The sequence below is a fragment of the Brenneria tiliae genome (assembly GCF_023347575.1).
In the GTDB taxonomy this organism is placed as follows: Bacteria; Pseudomonadota; Gammaproteobacteria; order Enterobacterales; family Enterobacteriaceae; genus Brenneria; species Brenneria corticis.
In genome coordinates this window covers 233328-254129 of the sequence record NZ_JAKPCB010000095.1, presented here as the reverse complement: position 1 = coordinate 254129, position 20802 = coordinate 233328, and the positions used below count along the sequence as shown (strand labels likewise).

At 58.6% G+C, this 20802-nt stretch carries 21 protein-coding genes and 1 pseudogene; 8 read left to right on the top strand and 14 right to left on the bottom strand.

The features are described from left to right. Entirely contained in the window at window positions 1-243 is a 243-nt protein-coding gene (gene xseB, locus MFP24_RS09805) for an exodeoxyribonuclease VII small subunit (RefSeq protein WP_249229992.1), read from the bottom strand. Between the two features lie 295 nt (window positions 244-538). On the opposite strand from xseB, the gene thiI reads away from it, so the two are divergent. Beyond that, window positions 539-1987 carry a tRNA uracil 4-sulfurtransferase ThiI gene (thiI, locus tag MFP24_RS09800; RefSeq protein ID WP_249229993.1) on the top strand — a complete coding sequence of 483 codons (1449 nt, stop codon included), beginning with the start codon at window positions 539-541 and terminating at the stop codon, window positions 1985-1987. A gap of 44 nt (window positions 1988-2031) precedes the next feature. Here the strand turns inward: thiI and MFP24_RS09795 are convergent, their stop codons facing one another. Next, on the bottom strand, window positions 2032-2865 hold the full coding sequence (locus MFP24_RS09795) for a MurR/RpiR family transcriptional regulator (protein ID WP_249229994.1): 834 nt from the start codon (window positions 2863-2865) through the stop codon (window positions 2032-2034). 247 nt (window positions 2866-3112) lie between these two features. Between MFP24_RS09795 and MFP24_RS09790 the strand changes: the two genes are divergently transcribed. Genes MFP24_RS09790 through MFP24_RS09770 form a run of 5 tightly spaced genes read left to right on the top strand, consistent with a single transcriptional unit; the run spans window position 3113 to window position 8267 of the window. Beyond that, window positions 3113-4165 (top strand): polyamine ABC transporter substrate-binding protein, encoded by a 1053-nt coding sequence (locus tag MFP24_RS09790; RefSeq protein ID WP_249229995.1) that lies wholly within the window; start codon window positions 3113-3115, stop codon window positions 4163-4165. A 54-nt stretch (window positions 4166-4219) separates the two neighbouring features. Then, on the top strand, window positions 4220-5362 hold the full coding sequence (locus MFP24_RS09785; RefSeq protein WP_249229996.1) for an ABC transporter ATP-binding protein: 1143 nt from the start codon (window positions 4220-4222) through the stop codon (window positions 5360-5362). Beyond that, complete coding sequence (locus MFP24_RS09780; RefSeq protein WP_249229997.1) at window positions 5359-6267, top strand: ABC transporter permease; 909 nt, start codon at window positions 5359-5361, stop codon at window positions 6265-6267. Before MFP24_RS09785 ends, MFP24_RS09780 begins: the two co-directional genes overlap by 4 nt. Before the next feature lie 8 nt (window positions 6268-6275). After that, window positions 6276-7118 (top strand): ABC transporter permease, encoded by an 843-nt coding sequence (locus tag MFP24_RS09775; RefSeq protein WP_249229998.1) that lies wholly within the window; start codon window positions 6276-6278, stop codon window positions 7116-7118. A 12-nt stretch (window positions 7119-7130) separates the two neighbouring features. Next, the gene (locus MFP24_RS09770; protein WP_249229999.1) at window positions 7131-8267 is read left to right on the top strand and encodes a DmpA family aminopeptidase; all 1137 of its coding nucleotides are present in this window, start codon (window positions 7131-7133) and stop codon (window positions 8265-8267) included. Here MFP24_RS09770 and yajL read toward each other — a convergent pair. From yajL to MFP24_RS09755, 3 genes are all read right to left on the bottom strand, one after another. Continuing rightward, the gene (yajL, locus tag MFP24_RS09765) at window positions 8258-8848 is read right to left on the bottom strand and encodes a protein deglycase YajL (RefSeq protein ID WP_249230000.1); all 591 of its coding nucleotides are present in this window, start codon (window positions 8846-8848) and stop codon (window positions 8258-8260) included. The genes MFP24_RS09770 and yajL overlap by 10 nt on opposite strands. Continuing rightward, the gene (gene panE, locus MFP24_RS09760; RefSeq protein ID WP_249230001.1) at window positions 8811-9722 is read right to left on the bottom strand and encodes a 2-dehydropantoate 2-reductase; all 912 of its coding nucleotides are present in this window, start codon (window positions 9720-9722) and stop codon (window positions 8811-8813) included. The genes yajL and panE overlap by 38 nt, the downstream gene beginning before the upstream one ends. Before the next feature lie 74 nt (window positions 9723-9796). Continuing rightward, a complete protein-coding gene (locus tag MFP24_RS09755; RefSeq protein WP_249230002.1) occupies window positions 9797-10087 on the bottom strand; it encodes a hypothetical protein in 291 nt (96 codons plus the stop codon). A 76-nt stretch (window positions 10088-10163) separates the two neighbouring features. Here MFP24_RS09755 and MFP24_RS09750 point away from each other — a divergent pair, with 76 nt between their 5' ends. Beyond that, a complete protein-coding gene (locus MFP24_RS09750; RefSeq protein WP_249230003.1) occupies window positions 10164-10655 on the top strand; it encodes a YajQ family cyclic di-GMP-binding protein in 492 nt (163 codons plus the stop codon). Between the two features lie 76 nt (window positions 10656-10731). Here MFP24_RS09750 and MFP24_RS09745 read toward each other — a convergent pair whose 3' ends face one another. The 7 genes and pseudogenes from MFP24_RS09745 to MFP24_RS09715 form a co-directional block, all read right to left on the bottom strand. Next, window positions 10732-11964 carry a Zn-dependent hydrolase gene (locus MFP24_RS09745; RefSeq protein WP_249230004.1) on the bottom strand — a complete coding sequence of 411 codons (1233 nt, stop codon included), beginning with the start codon at window positions 11962-11964 and terminating at the stop codon, window positions 10732-10734. Beyond that, a complete protein-coding gene (locus tag MFP24_RS09740; protein WP_249230005.1) occupies window positions 11964-12452 on the bottom strand; it encodes an L-2-amino-thiazoline-4-carboxylic acid hydrolase in 489 nt (162 codons plus the stop codon). The genes MFP24_RS09745 and MFP24_RS09740 overlap by 1 nt, the downstream gene beginning before the upstream one ends. 35 nt (window positions 12453-12487) lie before the next feature. Beyond that, window positions 12488-13642 (bottom strand): branched-chain amino acid ABC transporter substrate-binding protein, encoded by a 1155-nt coding sequence (locus MFP24_RS09735; protein WP_249230006.1) that lies wholly within the window; start codon window positions 13640-13642, stop codon window positions 12488-12490. A 32-nt stretch (window positions 13643-13674) separates the two neighbouring features. Then, window positions 13675-14394 carry an ABC transporter ATP-binding protein gene (locus MFP24_RS09730; protein ID WP_249230007.1) on the bottom strand — a complete coding sequence of 240 codons (720 nt, stop codon included), beginning with the start codon at window positions 14392-14394 and terminating at the stop codon, window positions 13675-13677. Then, window positions 14387-15155, bottom strand: a pseudogene (locus tag MFP24_RS09725) (ABC transporter ATP-binding protein). Before MFP24_RS09725 ends, MFP24_RS09730 begins: the two are co-directional and overlap by 8 nt. Then, window positions 15152-16273, bottom strand: coding sequence for an ABC transporter permease subunit (locus MFP24_RS09720; RefSeq protein ID WP_249230008.1), 1122 nt, complete (start codon window positions 16271-16273; stop codon window positions 15152-15154). Before MFP24_RS09720 ends, MFP24_RS09725 begins: the two are co-directional and overlap by 4 nt. Before the next feature lie 8 nt (window positions 16274-16281). Continuing rightward, window positions 16282-17232, bottom strand: a complete 951-nt coding sequence (locus tag MFP24_RS09715) for a branched-chain amino acid ABC transporter permease (RefSeq protein ID WP_249230009.1) — start codon at window positions 17230-17232, stop codon at window positions 16282-16284. A 168-nt stretch (window positions 17233-17400) separates the two neighbouring features. On the opposite strand from MFP24_RS09715, the gene MFP24_RS09710 reads away from it, so the two are divergent. Beyond that, a complete protein-coding gene (locus tag MFP24_RS09710; protein WP_249230010.1) occupies window positions 17401-18336 on the top strand; it encodes a LysR substrate-binding domain-containing protein in 936 nt (311 codons plus the stop codon). Between the two features lie 49 nt (window positions 18337-18385). Here the strand turns inward: MFP24_RS09710 and MFP24_RS09705 are convergent, their stop codons facing one another. Both MFP24_RS09705 and cyoE read right to left on the bottom strand, forming a co-directional pair. Next, window positions 18386-19750: an MFS transporter gene (locus tag MFP24_RS09705; RefSeq protein ID WP_249230011.1), complete on the bottom strand. Its 1365-nt coding sequence runs from the start codon at window positions 19748-19750 to the stop codon at window positions 18386-18388. A gap of 161 nt (window positions 19751-19911) precedes the next feature. Further along, on the bottom strand, window positions 19912-20799 hold the full coding sequence (gene cyoE, locus MFP24_RS09700) for a heme o synthase (RefSeq protein ID WP_136165229.1): 888 nt from the start codon (window positions 20797-20799) through the stop codon (window positions 19912-19914). Between the last annotated feature and the right edge of the window lie 3 nt (window positions 20800-20802).

The following is a 20802-nucleotide window of genomic DNA, read 5'->3' as shown; positions in this document are numbered from 1 at the left end:
CTATTCACTGTCCGGGGTAAAAGGCGACAGCGGCGCATCGGGTTCGTCGCTCAGTAGAATCTGTACCCGCTGCTCCGCCTGCTGCAGCTTCTGCTGGCCCTGGCGCGCAAGCCGTACGCCATGTTCGAATTCATTCAGCGCCTCTTCCAACGGCAGTTCGCCGGATTCAAGACGGGTAACGATTTTTTCCAGTTCGCTCAGCGAGCTTTCAAAACTCACCGGCGGCTCGGTTTTCTTGGGCATAGTTTTCAGAATCCTGGTTGATACGCCGCTGCTTTATCGCGGCATGGCGCTGTTTGCGGCGGCGCGCCAATGAATGCCGCCGTAATTATACGGTTAAAGCGCAGGGTAAATCTTCTTCCCTTTGCTGCCTGGCGTTGCCGCAACGCCAATTACTTTAAGTATGGATGATGATATACTCCGCGCCCTGGATGCTATCGGTAAAATCATCCCTGTGCGGCCGATTTTACCGATAACGTGATTTTAGCGCTCAGGGTAAATTTATTTACACCTTTCTGACCAAGTAACGACAGCCACCATGAAGTTTATCATTAAATTGTTCCCGGAAATCACCATCAAGAGCCAATCCGTAAGATTGCGCTTTATCAAGATTCTGACCGGCAACATTCGCAACGTATTAAAACACCATGATGAAACGCTGGCGGTCGTCCGTCACTGGGATCATATCGAAGTCCGCGCCAAAGACGAGAGCCAACGCGAGACTATTCGCGACGCGCTGACGCGCATTCCCGGCATCCACCATATTCTCGATGTTGAAGATCGCACCTACACCGATGTCCATGACATCTTCGAGCAAACGCTGGCGCTGTACCGCGAACAGCTGCAAGGCAAAACCTTCTGCGTGCGCGTAAAGCGCCGCGGTAAGCATGAGTTTAGCTCGCAGGACGTGGAACGCTATGTCGGCGGCGGTTTGAATCAGCATATCGCCAGCGCCCAGGTAAAACTCACCTCGCCGCAGGTTACCGTTCATCTGGAGATCGACCAGGATCGGCTGCTGCTGATTAACGCCCGCTACGAAGGCATCGGCGGTTTCCCCATCGGTACGCAGGAAGACGTGCTGTCGCTGATCTCCGGCGGCTTCGACTCCGGCGTCTCCAGCTATATGCTGATGCGCCGCGGCTGCAGGGTGCATTACTGTTTCTTCAATCTGGGCGGCGCGGCGCATGAAATCGGCGTCAAGCAGGTGGCGTATTATCTGTGGAACCGCTTCGGCAGCTCGCATCGGGTGCGTTTTATCGCCATTGATTTCGAACCGGTGGTGGGCGAGATCCTGGAAAAAGTCGATGACGGGCAAATGGGCGTAGTGCTCAAGCGTATGATGGTGCGCGCGGCTTCCCAAATGGCCGAGCGCTACGGCGTACAGGCGCTGGTCACCGGCGAAGCGCTGGGGCAGGTTTCCAGCCAGACGCTGACCAACCTGCGCCTGATTGATAACGCCTCCGACACGCTGATTCTGCGTCCGCTGATCTCCCATGACAAAGAGCACATCATCAAGCTGGCGCGCGAGCTGGGAACGGAAGATTTCGCCAAGACGATGCCAGAATACTGCGGGGTGATCTCCAAAAGCCCGACGGTCAAAGCGGTGAAAGCCAAAATCGAGCATGAAGAGAGCCGGTTCGATTTCACTATTCTCGATCGCGTGGTCGGCGAAGCGCGCAATATCGATATCCGCGAGATCGCCGAGCAAACCCGCGAAGAAGTGGCGGAAGTGGAAACGGTGGCGGCGTTTGCACCGACGGATGTCCTGCTGGATATCCGCTCGCCGGACGAGCAGGAAGAAAAACCGCTGGCGCTGGATAATGCCGAGATTAAATCGGTGCCGTTCTACAAACTGAGCACCCAGTTCGGCGAGCTGGATCAGAGCAAAACCTATCTGCTCTACTGCGATCGCGGCGTGATGAGCCGCTTGCAGGCGCTCTACCTGCGCGAGCAGGGGTTCAGCAATGTGAAGGTGTACCGCCCCTAGTCGCGGTAATCGGCCCCGGCCTGGCGGCGGGGCTTTCTCTTCTTTTATGAACGATAAAGCTTCAGGCATTTCACCCGATTTTCATAGGCTTCAAGCCGCTGCTTAAGCTGCCCTTTGTTTTTGGCGGCGACGCAGTGCAGCAGCACATTAAGCGCGCTGGCCAAACCGCCGGTGGACTCCAGGATCAGCCCGGTTTTGGTGGTCATGGTCACGATGTGGGGCGTATTCATATACTTGGCGATGCCGTACTCATCGGTAAACACCACCAGGTCGGCGTTTTCCTTGATGCATTCATTGGCGAAAGAGACGCCGGCCTCGGCGTAGGGCGCGATGTCGATTAAAATGACGCAGCAATGCTTTTGATAGCTATCCAGCCACTGGCCCAGCACGCCGCTGTATAAGTCCAGAAATTCAACGTCGGAGCGCACCAGCGATAAACGATTGGAGAAGTCCTCCGCCATTCCGCGGATGGTCTGAAAGCCGCAGATAAATACTTTCTCCGCGTTGCATACGCGTTCGACGATATCCCGCCAGTGCTGGCTGCCAAGCTGCTCCCAGAATTTAACCAGCGCGTCGATCTCTTTATTGAGGTGGATGGTCAGGTCATCCGATTGCTCAACCCGCTCCAGCAGCGTGGTATTCAGCAGCGACTGCACTCGCACGTCGTCGCGCAGGTCCTCTTTCAGTCCCTGTAACCCTTTATAGCCCAGGCGGCGCAGAAAGCGGCTGACGGTATTGGGGCTGACGCCACTTTTTTGGGCAAGGGTTGCACCATTTTCAAACGCAATCCCTTCCAGGTTGGCCTGAATATAGGCCCACAGGGTGCGTTCCGCCGGCGTCAACTTACCGTCCAGACTCTCAATTCTTTCTGTAATCATGCGCTTACCTGATTGATTTTCTGACATTAAAATACCATTAATTTAATATTGGGTAATTAAATACCATTAATTGAGCGCCAATGGCATAAAGATTGCAAACGTATATCTGAAGACATAAATATGTCATAAATCCCGCTGATAGCAAGAATGAAACCGGTAATTCCATCATGATGCCATCAGCCGTGCAATCAGGCGCCCGTCATATCGAGGATGCTTCCCGGCAGGCGCCACTCGACGGAGAGTCAACATGTCTATTCGCGTTGCAAAAGCCGCCAAGGGCGTCTGTTTATCTCTGCTGGCCTCAGCCATGCTAACCAGCCTGCCGGCGCGAGCCGCAGGCGAATTGCGGCTGTATAACTGGGGCGATTATATTAATCCGGCGGTATTGACGGCGTTTACCAAAGAAACCGGCATCAGCGTAAAGCTGGATACCTATGGCAATAATGAAGAGATGCTGGCCAAAATTCAGGCGGGCGCCAGCGGTTACGATATCGTTTTTCCCTCCGTCCATATGCAGGACGTGATGGCGACGCTCAAGCTGCTGGAAAAAACCGATATCAATCAGGCGGCGGACTTCGGCAATATCGACCCGCAGTTTTTGCGCGCCAAAACCGATCCCAAAGGTGAGTACTGCCTGCCGTACGCCTGGGGCACCGTCGGCATTTTTTACAATAAAAATAAGGTGGATAAACCCATCACCTCCTGGAGCGATTTTTTTGCCGAAGCCGAGCGGGGCAAAAAAGTGATCATGCTGGACGATATGCGTGAAACGCTCAGCGTCGGGCTTATCGTCAATAATAAATCGGTCAATACCCATAGCGGCGAGGATTTAAAGCAGGCGGCCGACTGGCTGACGGCGAAAAAACCCCTGGTGTCGGCCTTCACCTACGAAAGTATTCCGCTGGTGCAGTCCGGGGACGTGGCCGCCGCGCACTATTTCGTCGGCGCGCTGATGTACGTCTCGCAGGATCCGGATAATCTCGCCTATGTGATCCCTGAAGAGGGGGCCACCATGTATCAGGAAAATATGTGCGTACTGCACAGCGCCCCGAATAAAGAGAACGCCAAAAAATTTATGGAGTTCTTTCTGAAGCCGGATATTGCGGCGATGAATACCGCGCAGCAAATGAACGGCACCCCCAATCGTAAGGCGATTGATTTATTGCCGGCGAGCTTAAAAAACGATCCCGCCGCCAATCCGCCCGCCGACGTCCGCGCCCGGCTGCAGATATTTGAGGATCTGGGACAATATCTGCGCCAATACGACCGGGTGTGGACGCGCTTTCGCAGCGCGAATTAATGCGGCCGGTTATTTATCCTGGCGATTTTTTTACTGACGCTTGCCGGAGTTATTATGAATGAGAGTCATAACTTCCGTTCGGTTGTTGCTTTAAACAACGCGGTGAAATATTACCGGACCCCGGAAGGGGGGAGGGTAAAAGCGCTGGATGGCATTAATCTGCAGGTGCGGGATAATGAATTCGTCACCCTGCTGGGGCCGTCCGGCTGCGGCAAAACCACCCTGCTCAGAATTATCAGCGGCTTTGAATCGCTGGACAGCGGCGAGTTGCGGATTCTGGGGAAAACCGCCAATGAAACGCCGGCCCATCAGCGGCCGGTCAATACCGTATTTCAGAGCTATGCGCTATTCCCGCACCTGAACGTCGCCGATAACGTGGGCTACGGACTGGACGTGCAGGGGGCGCTGCGCAGCGAGCGCAATCGCCGGGTGGCGCAAACCCTTGAGCTGGTGGGGATGCAGGGGATGGAAAAACGCAGGCCCGCGCAGCTTTCGGGGGGGCAGCAGCAGCGCGTGGCCCTGGCCAGAGCCATCGTCAATCGGCCGACCCTGTTGCTGCTGGACGAGCCGCTCTCCGCGCTGGATCGTAATTTGCGGCAAAGCATGCAGCTTGAGTTAAAACGCCTGCAAAGCGAGCTGAAAATCGCTTTTATTTTCGTCACCCACGATCAGGAAGAAGCGCTGACCATGTCGGATCGCATCATCGTGCTCAACGGCGGGAAAATACAGCAAAATGGCGATCCGAGCGCCATTTACGACCAGCCGGCTAACCATTTCGTCGCCGGTTTTATTGGCGAAAGCAACCTTATCGACGTATCCATTACGGATATCGCCGCCCATCATCTGGTATTGACCACGCCCGACGGCGACCTGTATAGCGCCGTGAAACAGGCCGGCGCCAGCTATCAGCTGGGGCAGCGCTGGCAGCTATTATTGCGCCCGCAGCACTTTGTGTTGCAGAAAAACGACGACGTGGAGACGCAATACGCCAGAATTGACGGCATAGTGCGGCAGGTCATTTTTATGGGTAAGGATATCGAGATTATTTTCAAGGCGGGGCAACATGAATCGCTTAAGGTTTCGATTGGCAACCGTTCCCTGACCACGCCGCATTTATTCAAACCGGGAGATGCTATTACGCTGTGGTATGACATCGCTTCCTGTCACTTATTACCTTATCGGGAAGCGTGCGCATGATGACATTGGCGGCCGCGAAAAAGTTAAGGTTACTCGGATTATTATCACCGATCACGCTGCTATTGAGCCTGTTCTTCCTGATACCGCTGGCCATTATGGTGACGTTCAGTTTTTTAACGCCGGGATTATATGGCGGCGTCGAATGGAGCCTGTATCCGGATAATTATGGCCGCATCCTGGGCTGGGCCGATGGGGTATTTGAGGATTTCGATATTCTGTATCTGAAAATCATTGCCACCTCAATCCGCATTGCGCTAATCAGCGTGGTGATATCACTGCTGGTCTGCTATCCGATTGCCTTTTGGGTGAGCGGCAAATCGCTAAAAGTGCGTAATTTTTTATTATTCCTGATTACGCTGCCTTTTTTCGCCAGCCTGGTGGTGCGCCTGTACGCCTGGGTGCTGATTCTGCGGCCCACCGGCTTCCTGAATCATATTTTGCAGAGCCTGGGAATTATCCAGCAGCCGCTTAATCTGATCTATACCGAGACGGCGGTATTAATCGGGATGGTTTACGTTTATATCCCTTTTATGTTTTTGCCGGTTTACGCCAGCGTGCAAAAGATCGACCGCAGTCTGATTTACGCATCCTATGACTTGGGCGCCAACCAGTGGAAAACATTCTGGCGTATTACCTTCCCGTTAACGCTGCCGGGAATTATTGCCGGTTCGGTGATGGTTTTTATCCCGGTGCTGGGCAACTTTATCATTCCTTCATTGCTGGGCGGCGCCAGGGTAATTATGGTGGGCAGCCTGATCGAACAGCAATTCCTCTCCGCCCGCAACTGGCCCTTCGGCGCGGCGATCTCCATGCTGTTGATGCTGATGGTGTTATGCGTACTGCTGGTTAATTTTTATCTTTCCCAGCGTCGCGCCGCGGCTGATTCGGCGAGTCGGATGACATAGGATAAAATATGAAAAAACGTTTTTTATCTCGCCTGGCGCATTGGTCGTTGGATCTCTACGGCCTGGGGTTTTTTATCTTTCTTTATTGTCCGGTGTTATTGATCGTAATTTATTCGTTTAACGCCAATCCGATTAATATGATGATCTGGCAGGGGTTCAGTTTTGACTGGTATCGCTCATTGTTTGGCTTGGATAACCGGTTAAACGAAAGCGCGCTATATATCGATTCAACCGGCCAGTTACTGCAGGCGCTGAAAAACAGCCTGATCGTCTCGCTGAGCACCACCGTCATCTCAACGTTAATCGGGACGGTAACGGCGCTGGCGGTGGCGAGATACCGCTTCAGGCTGCAGGGTTTTTATCGGCTGATGCTCTATATCCCCATGATGATGCCGGATATCGTGCTGGGTATTGCGCTATTGATATTTTTTGTTCATGTCGGCATTCCCCTGGGAAAGCTGTCGATTATTATCGGCCACTGTACTTTTCTCTGCAGCTACGTATTTCTTATCGTCAGCGCCCGGCTGGCGGGTATGGATTCCCGGCTGGAAGAAGCCTCGGCGGATTTGGGCGCCACGCCGTGGATCACCTTCAGACGTATTACCCTGCCGATGATCCTGCCCGGCGTTATCGGCGGTGCGCTGCTGGCCTTTATTATTTCCCTGGACGATCTGGTGATCACCTATTTTATTTCCGGCGTTGACGCCACGACGCTGCCGGTACAGATATACGGCATGATAAGACGCGGCATCAAACCGGAGATCAATGCGATTGCCACGTTATTAATTCTTGGTTCCTTAGCGATAGCGGCCGTCGGGCTGTATATAAGAAGCCGGCGTGCAGATGATTAAAGGAAGTCATTTATGTCAAAAACAAGAGCTCGTCAGTTAGGATTACGCTTCGACGGTCCAACGGGCGCCCATAACGCGATTACCGACGTGCCGGGGGTGATGGTCGGCTACCGGACCATCAATGGCGTCAGCAGCGGCGGGAAACAGATTAAAACCGGCGTTACCGCGCTGTTGCCGCGCGGGTATCAACGCGAGCCGCAGCCGGTGTGGGCGGGCTGTCATGCCCTTAACGGCAATGGCGAGATGACGGGGACGCACTGGATTAAGGACGGGGGCTATTTCGTCGGCCCGATCTGCCTGACCAATACGCACTCAACCGGCACCGTGCACCAGGCCGCCGTGCGCTGGATGATTGAGCAATACCGTGAAACCTGGGAACGGCACCATATCTGGGCGATGCCGGTGGTCGCCGAAACCTATGATGGCGTGATTAATGATATCAACGGTTTGCATGTCACGGTCGACGATGCCCTGGCGGCGCTGAACTCCGCCCACGGCGGCCCACTGGCCGAAGGCAACGTGGGCGGGGGGAACGGGATGATTTGCTACGGCTTTAAAGGCGGCACCGGGACCTCGTCGCGCCGCTTCGCTATCGACGGTGAAGAATACACCCTGGGCGCGCTGGTGCAGGCGAATTACGGACAGCGCTCGTGGTTTTCTCTGTTTGGCGTTCCGCTGGGCACCCTGCTGGATGACGAACTGCCGGAGGCGCTGCGGCAGGAGCGCGGTTCAATTATCGTTATTCTGGCGACCGATGCGCCGATGATGCCCCATCAGCTACAGCGTCTGGCCCGGCGCGCCGGGCTGGGAATATCGCAGTCCGGCAGCCCCGGCGGCAATAACTCCGGGGATATCTTTCTGGCGTTCAGCACCGCCAACGCCGCTCCGCTGCCGCAGGTGGCGCAGGCGCATCAATCTTTTCGCTACCTGAACGACGAGTGTTTCGACCCGATCTATCAGGCGGCGGTGGCAAGCACCCATGAGGCGGTGATTAACGCCATGCTGGCGGCGGAAGACGCCGCTATGCAAAAACCGCAGGGGATCTGCAAGGCCATCGACCCGCAGGCGCTCTACACTCTGCTGCAAGCGGCCAATCCGCTGGCGGTCCGCCAGGAGGCGGCGGCCCCGCAGGGCGGCAATCAGTCCTGATAATTGTAGATACCGGGCGGCAGAATCAACTGCGCCGCCACCTCCGCCGCTTTCGCCTTGCCCAGCAGCAGGTCGATCAGCTTCAGGGCGAAATCCATACTGGTGCCCGGTCCCTGGGTGGTCAGCAGGCTGACGCGCGGATCGTACACCACGCGTTTTTCCAGCCATTTTTCCGGCGCGATCTTATCGCGCAGCGCGGGGTAGCCGGTCATATTGCCGATGGGGAAAAGCTGGTGATATTCCAGCACCAGCGCCGGGGTGGCGCACATCGCCGCGACGATTTTTCCTTCCTGATGCGTCTGGCGGATACACTCCACCAGCACCGGGCTGTCGCGGAAGCATTCGGCGCCCTGTAATCCGCCGGGCAGCACCAGGGCGTCGAAATGGCGATCCGCCACCGCCACCAGCGGGGCGTCGGCCAGCAGCCTGACGCCGCGCGAGCAGGTGATTTCAAGGTCGCCGTCGCTGGCGACGCTGGCAAGCGTAACCTGAATGCCCGCTCTGACCAGCAGGTCGATGGTGGTGACCGCTTCGGTTTCCTCGCTACCAGGAGCCAGACATACCAGCACTGATGCGCTCATACTCGTTTTCCTTATGCTTGATGGCCTCAAACAGACGGCTGTTTTCGGGAACGGCCAGGCCGTGGATACGCGCCCGCCGCAGCAGGTAACCGGTGATATAGTCAATTTCGGTATGACGTTGCGCCAGAATGTCCTGCAGCATGGAAGAGGTATTGGCCGCGGTGTTGTGAATGATTTGATTAACGTAGATCAGCAGGCTGTCCGCCGAGGTGTGGAAGCCTTCCCGTTCCATCACCGCGGCGATTTCCTGGCAAAGGGAGATAAGCTGCTGCGGGTAGGCGCGCAATTCTCCGTTGGTGCATTGATGGATAACCGTTAAGGGATTAATCACGCAGTTGGCCGCCAGCTTCAGCCAGCAGGTGGCGGAGATATCGTTATGCCAGGCCACGTCGGGCAGCGCCTGATGCAGTATTTCGGCAAAATGGCTCGGCGCGTCGTCGTTATTGCCGATCGCGCCGATATGGGTGGTCCCGGCGGCGGTATGCACCACGGTGGTGGCATCGCGCCGCGCCGCGTGGGTGGTGATGCCCAAAATCAGCGGTTGCCGCAGCGGCGGCAGCTCTTCGCGCGCGCCCATGCCGTTATGCAGCAGCAAAATAGTGCAGGCGGGGTTTAACTTCGGCAGCAGGTTGCGCACGGCATCGGAAACCTGCCAGGCCTTTAGGGTGACCAGCAATAACTCGCTCTGCGCCAGATGCTCGGGGTCGTTGGCGGTCAAATTAAGGTTGCTGTGCCGCCCGTCCAACCGGGTGACATTGACCGGGCAAAAAGGTTGCGGAATACGTAACCACCCCTGAACGTCGTGGCCTTGCCGGTGCAGGGCGGCGAGCCACAACTGCCCGATAGCGCCGCAACCAAGAACGGTTATTTTCATAGGATTCTCCCTTATTTTGACTCGGGAAACCGCCAATCATAGGTCATGATGCGTATCAATATCCATTTAGCAGGCTAATCATTAATTGTAACGGAGTGACTTCCAAGCGCAATAATTCTGACGTCGAGACGCATTTTGTGACCTGCCATCCCTGGCGGGCCGCCGCAAGCGGCGTTAAAAACGCTCCAGGCGTTTTTTCTCCCGGAAGTTTGAGGTTGCTGACAATCCCCCTCATCTCCACCGTCATCCTCGCGAAAGCGGGGATCTGCTTTCAACTGATACATTGATATCAGAAAGATTCCTGCCTGCGCAGGAATGACGGATTTGGGGTCAGTATTACGAATGCTTACTTTGTCAATGGTCAAAAACTTCTCCCGGAATTTTGTTTCTTGCCAGGAGGGGTTATTATGCTCGTCAGCCAAATTTGTCAGGAGACCGATTATGCCATCTTTCGATATTGTTTCGGAAATTGATATGCAGGAAGTGCGCAATGCGGTGGAAAACGCCACCCGTGAACTGGGTACCCGTTGGGATTTTCGCAACGTGCCGGCCAGCTTTGAACTGAATGAAAAATCACAAAGCATCAAAGCCGCCAGCGAGTCGGATTTTCAGGTTCAGCAACTGATCGATATCCTGCGTGAAAAACTGTTGAAGCGCGGTATTGAAGGGGGCGCGCTGGAGATCCCGGAAGAGATGGATCACAGCGGTAAAACCTACAGCGTAGACGCCAAACTGAAGCAGGGCATTGAAACCGCGCAGGCGAAAAAAATCGTCAAGCTGATTAAAGACAGCAAACTGAAGGTGCAGGCGCAGATTCAGGGCGAGCAGGTGCGGGTGACCGGGAAATCCCGCGATGATCTGCAAGGGGCCATGGCCCTGGTGCGCGGCGCGGACCTGGGGCAGCCTTTCCAGTTCACCAACTTCCGCGATTAATCCCTCAGGGCGCGGCGCCGCATAACCGCGCCGGAGAACGCCAGGAGGCGACCTCCGGTTTCCACCGCGCCGCGCGCTATCGCTCCTGCGCCGACGCCAATACCGCGTGCAGCAACACGTTGGCGCCTTTTTCACTCCACTCGGGCAAGATATTCTCCGCTTCGTTATGGCTGACGCCCGCCACGCAGGGGATAAAAATCATCGCGGTGGGCGCCGCCCGGTTGATATAGCAGGCGTCATGTCCGGCGCCGGACACCATCTCCCGGCTGGCGTAATTCAGCCTGTCCGCCGCCTGACGCACCTGCGCGACGCAGTGCGCATCAAAGCTTATCGGCGCATAGTCGAAAATGCGGCGCAGATCGACGCTCAGCCGGCGATCGGTCAGCTTGTCCACCGCCCGCTGCAGTTCCTGTTCCATGGCCAACAGCGCCGCCTGCTGCGGATGGCGGAACTCCACGCTGCAAAACACCCGCGCCGGCACCACATTGCGCGAATTGGGGGTGATTTGCGCCATGCCGACGGTGGCGCGGCCGTCGGGCGAGAAATCATGACCGATACGCTCGACGGCGCTCACCAGTTCGGCGAAGCCGCACAGCGCGTCGCGCCGGCGCTCCATCGGCGTGGTTCCCGCGTGGGCGGCGAATCCGTCGATGGCGACCTCGTACCAGCGCTGTCCCTGCGCGCCGTAAACCACGCCGATATCCAGCCCCTCGGCTTCCAGGATCGGCCCTTGTTCAATATGCAGTTCGTAACAGGCGTGCAGCGGATACGCCTCGGCCGGCTGCGTGCCGGCGTAGCCGATGGCCTGCAGCGCCTGCGCTACCGTCACGCCGTCGCCATCGCTGCGCGCCAGGGCGAATTCCGGCGTGAAGACCCCGGCCCAGACGCCGGAGGCGAGCATCGCCGGCGCGAAGCGGGCGCCCTCTTCGTTGGTCCAGTTCACCAGCTCAATGGCGCGTTCGGTTTCGATGCCGTGGTCGTTAAGCGTGCGCAGCGCCTCAAGGCCGGCGAGCACCCCGTAGATACCGTCAAAGCGGCCGCCAAGCGGCTGGGAGTCGACGTGCGAACCGGTCAGTACCGGAGCCAGGTCCGGATTGCGGCCCGCTCGGCGCATAAACATATTGCCGAGCCGGTCCACCCGGCAGAAGAAACCGGCCTCTTCCGCCCAGCCGCGCAGCAGGTCGCGCGCCTGTTTATCCTCTGCGCTCAGCGACAGGCGGGTAACGCCGCCGTTGGCGGTCGCGCCGTAGCGCGCCATGGTTTCCAGCGTATGCCACAGGCGCTGAGCGTTGATTTGTAGCGTGCTCATTATTTTTCTTCCTTTTTTTTCACCCGGTAACGGAAGTCGCAGCGCGCCGCGCCGCACATGATGGTGGTGGTGCGTCGCAGTTCCACCTCCGGCGCGTAGCCGACGATAAATTTCTCATCGCGCGCGCAGGAGAGCAGATGGCCGATCTCTCCCAGTCCCATCTGGTGATACATCTCGGCGTAGCGACAGCGGGTGACATCGTAGTCGTAGCGTTGCTCGTCGCTGTCGATCACCCGGACCTCCAGCGCGTCGTCTTTTTCCCACAGATACTGCAATGCGATAAAGCTTTGCAAATCCGCGCCCTCCGGCTCTTGGCGGGCAAACTCGCGCCCGGCGTCAATGGCGGCCTGTTCGATGGCCTCGCCGATGATCGCCTGGGCGCGGGCCTTGCCCACTTCCCGCACCAGAACCTGATAGATCGGTTTGATGATTTCCGCCTCGATACGGCGACGGGCCAGAATACCCGGCTCGTTTTGCTTACAGCTCATCGCATTGCCTCATTTCGTTACCGCTTTACGTCAACTTATTGCCGGCTGCCGCCCAATACCGTTTGCGGCTGCCATTTGCCGTCCACGACTTTATAAACCGTGAACGACGGGTTTTTGAGATTGCCTTCGCCGTCAAAAGCGATGACGCCGGTGACGCCCTGATGCGAGATCGCGCGCAGTTTCGGCAGATAATCGGCGGCGTCGATGGAGTCGGCCTCGCGGATGGCGGCGATCAACGTCTGGGTGGCGTCATAGGCGAACGGGGCGTGCAGTTCGATATGGGTGTGATAGCGGTCGCGGTAAGCCTGTTCAAAGGCTTTCCCGCCCGGCATCTGCTCCACCGGCAGGCCCGGCTCCAGCGCCACCACGCCTTCGCCTTCCTTTTGCGCCAACTGCAGGAAGGTCTGGCTGACGAAACCGCCGGCGCCCATCAGCGTGGCGTTGATGCCCAGCTGTTTGATGCGCCTGGCCAGCGGCGCGGCCTGGCTGTCTACGCCGCCAAAGAAGATAAGGTCGACGTTCTTACTGCGGATCGCCGTCAGCACGGCGCTGAAATCGACGGTTTTATCATCCACATACTGGCGATCGACGATCTTTACCCCCTGAGACTCCAGCGATTTGACGAACTCGTCCGCCAGTCCCTGCCCGAAAGCGGTGCGATCGTCGATAACCGCGACGCGGCTCGCTTTCAATACCTGCACCGCGTACTGCCCGGCATAAGCGCCGCCGTCGTCGTCATGCCCCATCACCCGGAAACTGGTGTCGAAACCCTGCCGGGTGTAGGCGTGTCCGGTGGCGACCGGCGCCACCTGGGCGATGCCGGCATCGTGATAAATACGCGCCGCCGGAATGCTGGTGCCGGTATTCCAGTGGCCCACCACGCCCGCTACGCCGCTGTCCACCAATCGCTGCGCCACCGCCACGGCGGTACGCGGATCGGATTGGTCGTCCTCCGACTGTAGCTTGAAGGTGACGGCCTTGCCGCCGATATGTGGTTTTTGCCGGTTAACGTCATCGATGGCCAACTGTGCGCCGTTTTCCAGATCCTTGCCGATGCGCGCCGAGGGTCCGGTAAGCGGTCCGGCAAGGCCGATGACCAGGGTTTCGTCCGCCGCCGCAGCGGGCGCGGCGGCCGACAGTCCGAGCAGCATCAGCGCCGCTGGAATCATGCTTAAGGTTGCTGTTTTCATAGGTAGTCCTTGATGTTGGTCGCAGAAACGGGCTATTCGCCCAGGTAAATCTGTTGGATCGTCGGGTCGTTGAGCAGGTCGGCCGAGCTGCCGCTGTGGGCGATGACGCCGCTGTCCAGCACCCAGGCGCGATCGGTCGCCTCCAGCGCCAGCCGGGCGTTCTGCTCAATCAGCAGCAGCGTCACGCCATCCGCGCGCAGCGAGCGGATCACCTCGAAGATGTTTTCCACCATCAGCGGCGCCAGCCCCATGGAGGGCTCGTCGAGGATCAGCAGGCGAGGGCGGCTGAGCAGCGCGCGGGCCAGCGCCAGCATCTGCTGTTCGCCGCCGGAAAGCAGGCCGCCGGGCTGGTGGCGGCGCTCGCCAAGCCGCGGAAAACGCGCGAAAAGCCGTTCGATTTCACGGCCTATCTGCGCGTTATCGCGCCGTAGCCAGGCGCCCATATGCAGGTTTTCCAGCACCGTCATGCGCTGAAAGATGCCGCGTCCTTCCGGCACCATCACCAACCCCCGGCGCAGTAACTGCTCCGGCGGCGTTTTTTGATGGCGGGCAGGACTCCCGCGGTAAATGACCGAGCCGGTGTAAGGCTGCAGCCCGGCCAGCGCCCGCACGGTGGAGCTTTTACCCGCGCCGTTGGCGCCGATCAGCGTCACCTGTTCGCCTTCGCGGATGGTGAAATCAATCTGTTTCACCGCCTGAATACCGCCGTAATTCACCCCGAGCCGTTCCACCTGCAGCAAAACGTCAGACATGGGCATGGCCTCCGAGGTAGGCTTTGATCACCGCCGGATGGCGGCGCACCGTCTGCGGATCGCCCTCGGCGATCACGTTGCCGTAATCCAGCACGCTGATGCGGTCGCACAGCCCCATCACCAGCTTGACGTCGTGCTCGATAAGTAGAATGGTTTTTCCGTCGTCGCGGATGCGCGCCAGCAAGCGCCTGTAGCGCCACTTTTTCGCCGGCGTTCATGCCGGCGGCGGGCTCGTCGAGCGCCAGCAATTTGGGGTCGGTGGCCAGGGCGCGGGCGATTTCCAGGCGGCGCTGATGGCCATAGGCCAGATCGCGGGCGCGGTAGTGGGCGAATTGGGCGATGCCGACATAGTCCATCCAGTAATGGGCCAGTTCGCGGGTTTCCCGCTCTTCGGCGCGGGCGCGGCGGTGGCGGCAGACGGCCGCCCATACGCCGTTGCGGGTGCGCGCATGGCGCCCCACCATCACGTTTTCCAGCGCGCTCATCTCATTGAACAGCCGCAGATTCTGGAAGGTGCGGGCGATGCCGGCCCGGGTGACCTTTTCGATGGACCGCGGATTATAGGGCTTATCTTCCAGCATAAAGCTGCCGCCGTCGGCCTGATACAGGCCGGTGATCAGGTTGAAACAGGTGGTTTTCCCGGCGCCGTTGGGACCGATCAAACCGTAGATCTCATGCCGTTCGACGCTGAGAGAAACGTCGTTTACCGCCACCAGCCCGCCGAAGCGTTTGCTGAGGTGACGAATGGACAACAGCGTCATGATTTCCCCTCCCCATGACGGGCGGGCCACAGTCCCGCCGGGCGGAACAGCATCACCAGCACCAGAGCCAGACCGTAAAACAGCTGGCGCAGGATTTCCGGGTCGATCAGCACCGCGCCGAACAGCGACTGTTGCAGCGGCGCGGCATGGCTGCGCAGGAACTCCGGTAGCGCCGAGAGCAGAATCGCGCCGACTATCACCCCCGGGATATGTCCCATCCCGCCCAGCACCACCATCGCCAGTACGGCGATGGACTCGTGCAGCGTGAAGGACTCCGGGGAGACGAAGCCCTGAAAGGAGGCGAACAGCGTACCCGCCACGCCGCCGAAAGCGGCGCCGATGGCAAAGGCGAGCAGCTTGTAATTACGCGCGTTGATGCCCATGGCGCGCGCCGCGTCCTCATCTTCCCGGATGGCGGCCCAGGCAAGCCCCACGCGGGAGTGCTGCAGGCGCAGGGAGATAAAAACAATGGCGATGACTATCGCCGCGAGCAGGTAGTACCACAGGTACAGCGCCGGGATTTTGACGCCGAACAGCTGGTGGACGCCGCTGAATTTGACGCCGAACAGCGACAGGGTATCGATGCCGGAAATCCCTTTCGGTCCGTTGGTGATATTGATCGGACGATCGAGATTGCGCATCAGGATGCGGATAATTTCGCCGAAACCGAGGGTGACGATGGCCAGATAATCGCCGCGCAGGCGCAGCGTGGGCGCCCCCAGCGCTATGCCGCACAGCGCCGCCAGCGCGGCGGAGAGCGGCAGCAGCAGGAGGATGGAAAAGTGCAGCCCGTTCGGGAAATAGTGCAACAGCAGCGGAAACGCGCCGACCAGATGGGGCGACGCCAGCAGCGCGGCCAGATAGGCGCCCACGGCGTAGAAGGCGATAAAGCCCATATCCAGCAGACCGGTAAAGCCCACCACGATATTCAGCCCCAGCGCCAGCATGATATACAGCAGGGTGAAGTCGATCACCCGCACCCAGTAGTTGCCGCCCAGGCCGCCGGCCACCCAGGGCGCGACGAGCAGCGCGGCGATAAACAGCGCCAGGCCGAGATGCAGCCGGCGTCGCGCCGTGGCGCGGGCAGGGCGGCCGCCATTAAAGGTTGTTTCGCTCATCGTCGCTCCTATGCGCGGTTGGCCAGCCGCTCGCCGAGCAGGCCGGAGGGGCGGAATACCAGCACCAGGATCAGCACCATAAAGGCAAAGACATCCTGATAGTTGCTGCCGAACGCGCCGTTGGTGAGTTCACCGAGATAACCGGCGCCCAGGGATTCGATAATGCCCAGCAATAGTCCGCCGAGCATCGCTCCGCGCAGGTTGCCGATGCCGCCCAGGATGGCGGCGGTAAAGGCTTTGATGCCGGGGAGAAAACCCATCGAAAAGCCGGCGTTGCCGTAGTTGCTGGCCATCATCACGCCCGCCAGAGCGGCGAACACGCCGCCGATGGCGAAGGTGAGGGTAATGACGCGGTTGGGGTTAACGCCCATCAGGCTGGCGACCTGCGGATTTTCCGCCGTGGCGCGCATGGCGCGCCCCAGACGGCTGTGTTCCACCAGCAGCAATAGCGCGACCATGACCGCCAGCGCCAGGCCGACGGTAACCAGCCCGGTGACGGTAATCACCGCCGGCGGGTGTTGCGCGTCGCCCGCCGTCACCGCAATCGGGTCCATGGGGAGAATCTGCGGAAACATCAGCGGATTGCGTGACCAGATCAGCATGGCGAAGGTTTGCAGCAGCAGCGACACGCCAATCCCGCTGATCAGCGGCGCCAGGCGCGGGGCCTGTCGCAAGCGGCGATAGGCGAAGCGTTCTATCGCCGCGGCGACCAGCGCGCAGACCGTCATCGCCGCCAGCAGGGCGAGCGCCAGCGCCAGCAGCGGCGGCATGCCCGGCGCGTACTGTTCCAGCAGGCGCAGGCCGGAGAGCGTGGTCAGCGCGCCGACCATCAGAATATCGCCGTGGGCGAAATTGATAATGCGTAGAATGCCGTACACCATGGTGTAGCCCAGCGCGACAAGCGCGTAGATGCTGCCGAGCATCACGCCATTAATCAGTTGTTGCAGTAGAGTATCCACATCGTCATCCGCCGGGTTCATATCGCCCGTTTAACATCCAATATCTGAATTAAACTGTGAAATACGCAAAAAACATTTCTTATAATAAAAGTGTGGATAACTAACAGATTGAAAATTAATGATTAATAATCTATGGTGTGATTATTTCACCGATGAAAAATTCAACAGATGAATAAAATAGAACAATTGCTGCAGGGCGGATTAGGCGAGGACGGCCGCCTGCCCAACGATCCGCCGCTGCGGGCGGTGCGGGTTTTTGAAGCTATCGCCCGGCTGGGAAGCATTACCGCGGCGGCGCGGGAGCTGAACATTTCTCCCTCGGCGGTCAGCCACCAGTTGAAAACGCTGGAGACCTTTCTGCAAATGCCGCTGACGGAGCGCCAGGGGCGGCGGCTGATGCTGAGGAATGAGGGGCGCGAATACTATCGCTCGATTCGTTCCGCGTTTACCGTGTTGCGCCAGGCGACCGAACATGTGCTGGAGCACGCCCAGTCCCGCCAGGTGACCATCAGCCTGATCCCGCTGTTCGGCATGGGGTGGTTTATCCCGCGGCTGCCGGACTTTCTGCGCGCCAATCCGCAAACCGATATCAACGTGGTCTACGCCAACCATCGCAATTACCTGAGCGATGCCTCCGATATGTCGATCCGTTTCGGCGGCGGGCAGTGGGGGGGATATCGCAGCGAGAAGCTGGTGTCCGGCAAGATGGTGCCGGTTTGCAGCCGCGAATTTCTGCGCGTTCACGGCCATATCGACGAGCCGGAACAGCTGCTGCAGTTGCCGCTGCTGCACGATGAGGAGCGCTCGACCTGGATGCAGTGGTTTCAGGCGCAGAACGTCAGGCGTCCGCCGCGCAGCACCGGGCCGCTGTTCGAAGACGGCCTGCTGACGCTGGCGGGGCTGCAGGCTGGGCTGGGATGCGCGCTGATGCGCGAACCGCTGATTGAGCGTTTTCTGCACAGCGGCGAACTGGTGAAACTGTTCGATCTGCCGATTGAAGACGGACGGGATTACCACCTGTGCGTGCGGCAGGACATCGAGATGTCGGCGGACGGCGAATTGCTGCAACGCTGGCTGCAAGAGCAGGCGGGCGTTAGCGGATAGCGGGCCGCACAGCCGTACAGAAAAGGGACGGGACGCCCGCCCGCGGGAGCTAGGGCCGGGCGACCAGCTCTTCCAACTGCCGTCTGCTGATTTTCTTATTATCGATTTTGACGTAGGCGCTGTACTCGTCGGGGACGATAATCACCTCCGCCACGCCGGGCTGGGTGCGCATTTTCTGTTCGAGATCGCCGTTGCGCAACGCGAAATCGGAAAGCGTAATTCTCAGGCTGCTGAGGTAGGGAGGCTCGCGCATGGTGAAACCCACCAGCAGCCACAGCGCGGCGATGCCCGCGCCCGCCGCGAACACCACCGCCGCACCGTAATGCTCGAACAGCGCGCCTCCCAGACTGCCGCCGATAGCCACGCCGAGAAACTGGGTGGTGGAGTAAACGCCCAGCGCGGTTCCCTTGTATCCGGCGGGCGATTCTTTGCTGATCAGCGACGGCAGCAGGGCTTCCATCACGTTAAACGCCAGAAAGAACAGCTGCACGCCGACAATAATCTGCCACAGCTGATTGCCCGCCGCCCACAGCGTCAGCTCGGCGGCGATAAGCACCAGAATGCAGCCGACGAACACCTGCTTCATGCGCCGTTTCAACTCGGCGTAGATAATGAACGGCACCACGCCGGCGAAGGAAATCAGCATGGTGACCAGATAGACTTTCCAGTGATCCTGCGGCGCCAGCCCGGCCTGTTCCATCACGCGCGGCAGCGCCACGAAGCTCGACATCAGCAGAATATGCAGACTCATAATGCCGAAATTCAGCTTCAGCAGGCGGCTATTGGCTAAAACCTTGCGCAAACCGCCGCGCACGATGGCCGATTCCCGATTCAGCACGTGAGCCGGAGGTTCGGGGATAAGGGCCAGGGTGATCGCTATTCCCAGCAGCGACAGCGCGGCAATGCCCCAGAACAGGGCCTGCAAGCCGAAAGCATGGGTCACGATGGGCCCTGCCACCATGGCGATGGCAAAGGTGACGCCGAAGCTGACGCCGATAAAGGCCATCGCCTTGGTGCGGTTTTGTTCGCGGGTGAGATCGGAGAGCAATGCCATCACCGCGGCGGAGATGGCGCCGGAGCCCTGCAACGCCCGGCCGAGAATAATGCCCCAGATGGAGTCGCTGAGGGCGGCGATAACGCTGCCCAGGGCAAAAATCAGCAGTCCGCCGACGATTAACGGTTTTCTGCCGACGCGATCCGACATCAGGCCGAAAGGGATCTGAAAAACCGCCTGCATCAGGCCGTAAATGCCGATGGCAATACCGATAAGCGACTCGCTGGCGCCCTGCAACGCCATGCCGTAGGTGGTCAGCACCGGCAGCACCATAAACATGCCGAGCATGCGCAGCGAAAATACCGTACCCAGGCCCCATGTCGCCCGCAGCTCGCCGGGGGTCATTTTGTTGTCGTTCATTGATACCTCTGGAAAACCGTCGGCGCTATTCTAGTGCGTTATTCGCCACTGCGTAAACGACAGGTTTGTTACGTGATTTGGCATTGATGCCCTCCCCGGCGAAGGGGAGGGTTGGGGGGGGGGTAAAAGCCGGGAGGTTTGGTTGATCGGCGTGCCGATGATTAACGCAAATAGGTCAGCAATACTTCCCGCGCCGGCGCGATGGAGTCGACGGACATCATCACGCTCAGCGAGGTAATGGCGACAATGGAAAACATAAACAGCTTTTTCGCCCATACCCGGTCGTCATTGGCGTTTTTATAGCCTGACAACGCCATCCCCAGCCACCACACGCTGACCGCCGCGGCGACCACCAGATATTTGTAACCGGCGTAGCCGCCGAGAGACAGCATCAGGGTGGCGACCATAAACGCCAGGATATACAGCGTGATATGGTTCTTCGCCACGGAAATGCCTTTTACCACCGGCAGCACCGGAATATTGGCGGCCTGGTAATCCTTAAAGCGGAAAATGGCGATCGCGTAGGAGTGGGGCATCTGCCACAGGCTGAAAATCAGCAGCAGAATCAATGCGCCCGCATCAAACTGATTGCTGACGGCACAGTAGCCGATAACCGGCGGCGCGGCGCCGGACAGGCTGCCGATCAGCGTGCCGTAAACCGAATGACGCTTCATATACAGGCTGTAAACGCCGACGTAAACCACGAAGCCCATCACCGCCAGCCACATGGCCAGCGGATTGGCGGCGATATACAGCAGCGCGAAGCCGGCAATACCCAGCAGAGAAGCGTAAACCAGGGTTACCTTCAGCGAGATCAGTCCCCTTACCAGAACCCGATTCTTGGTTCTCTCCATTTTTTTGTCGATATCGCGGTCGATAACGTTGTTGAATACGCAACCCGACGCAACCACCAGCGATACCCCAAACAGCGTGGCAAGAAACAGGGGGTAATCAATGCTGCCTTGCGCGGCGAGGAGAAATCCGCCGATAACAGAAATCAGATTACCGAAAATAATTCCCGGTTTGGTGACTTGCAGGTATTTAATCATCTT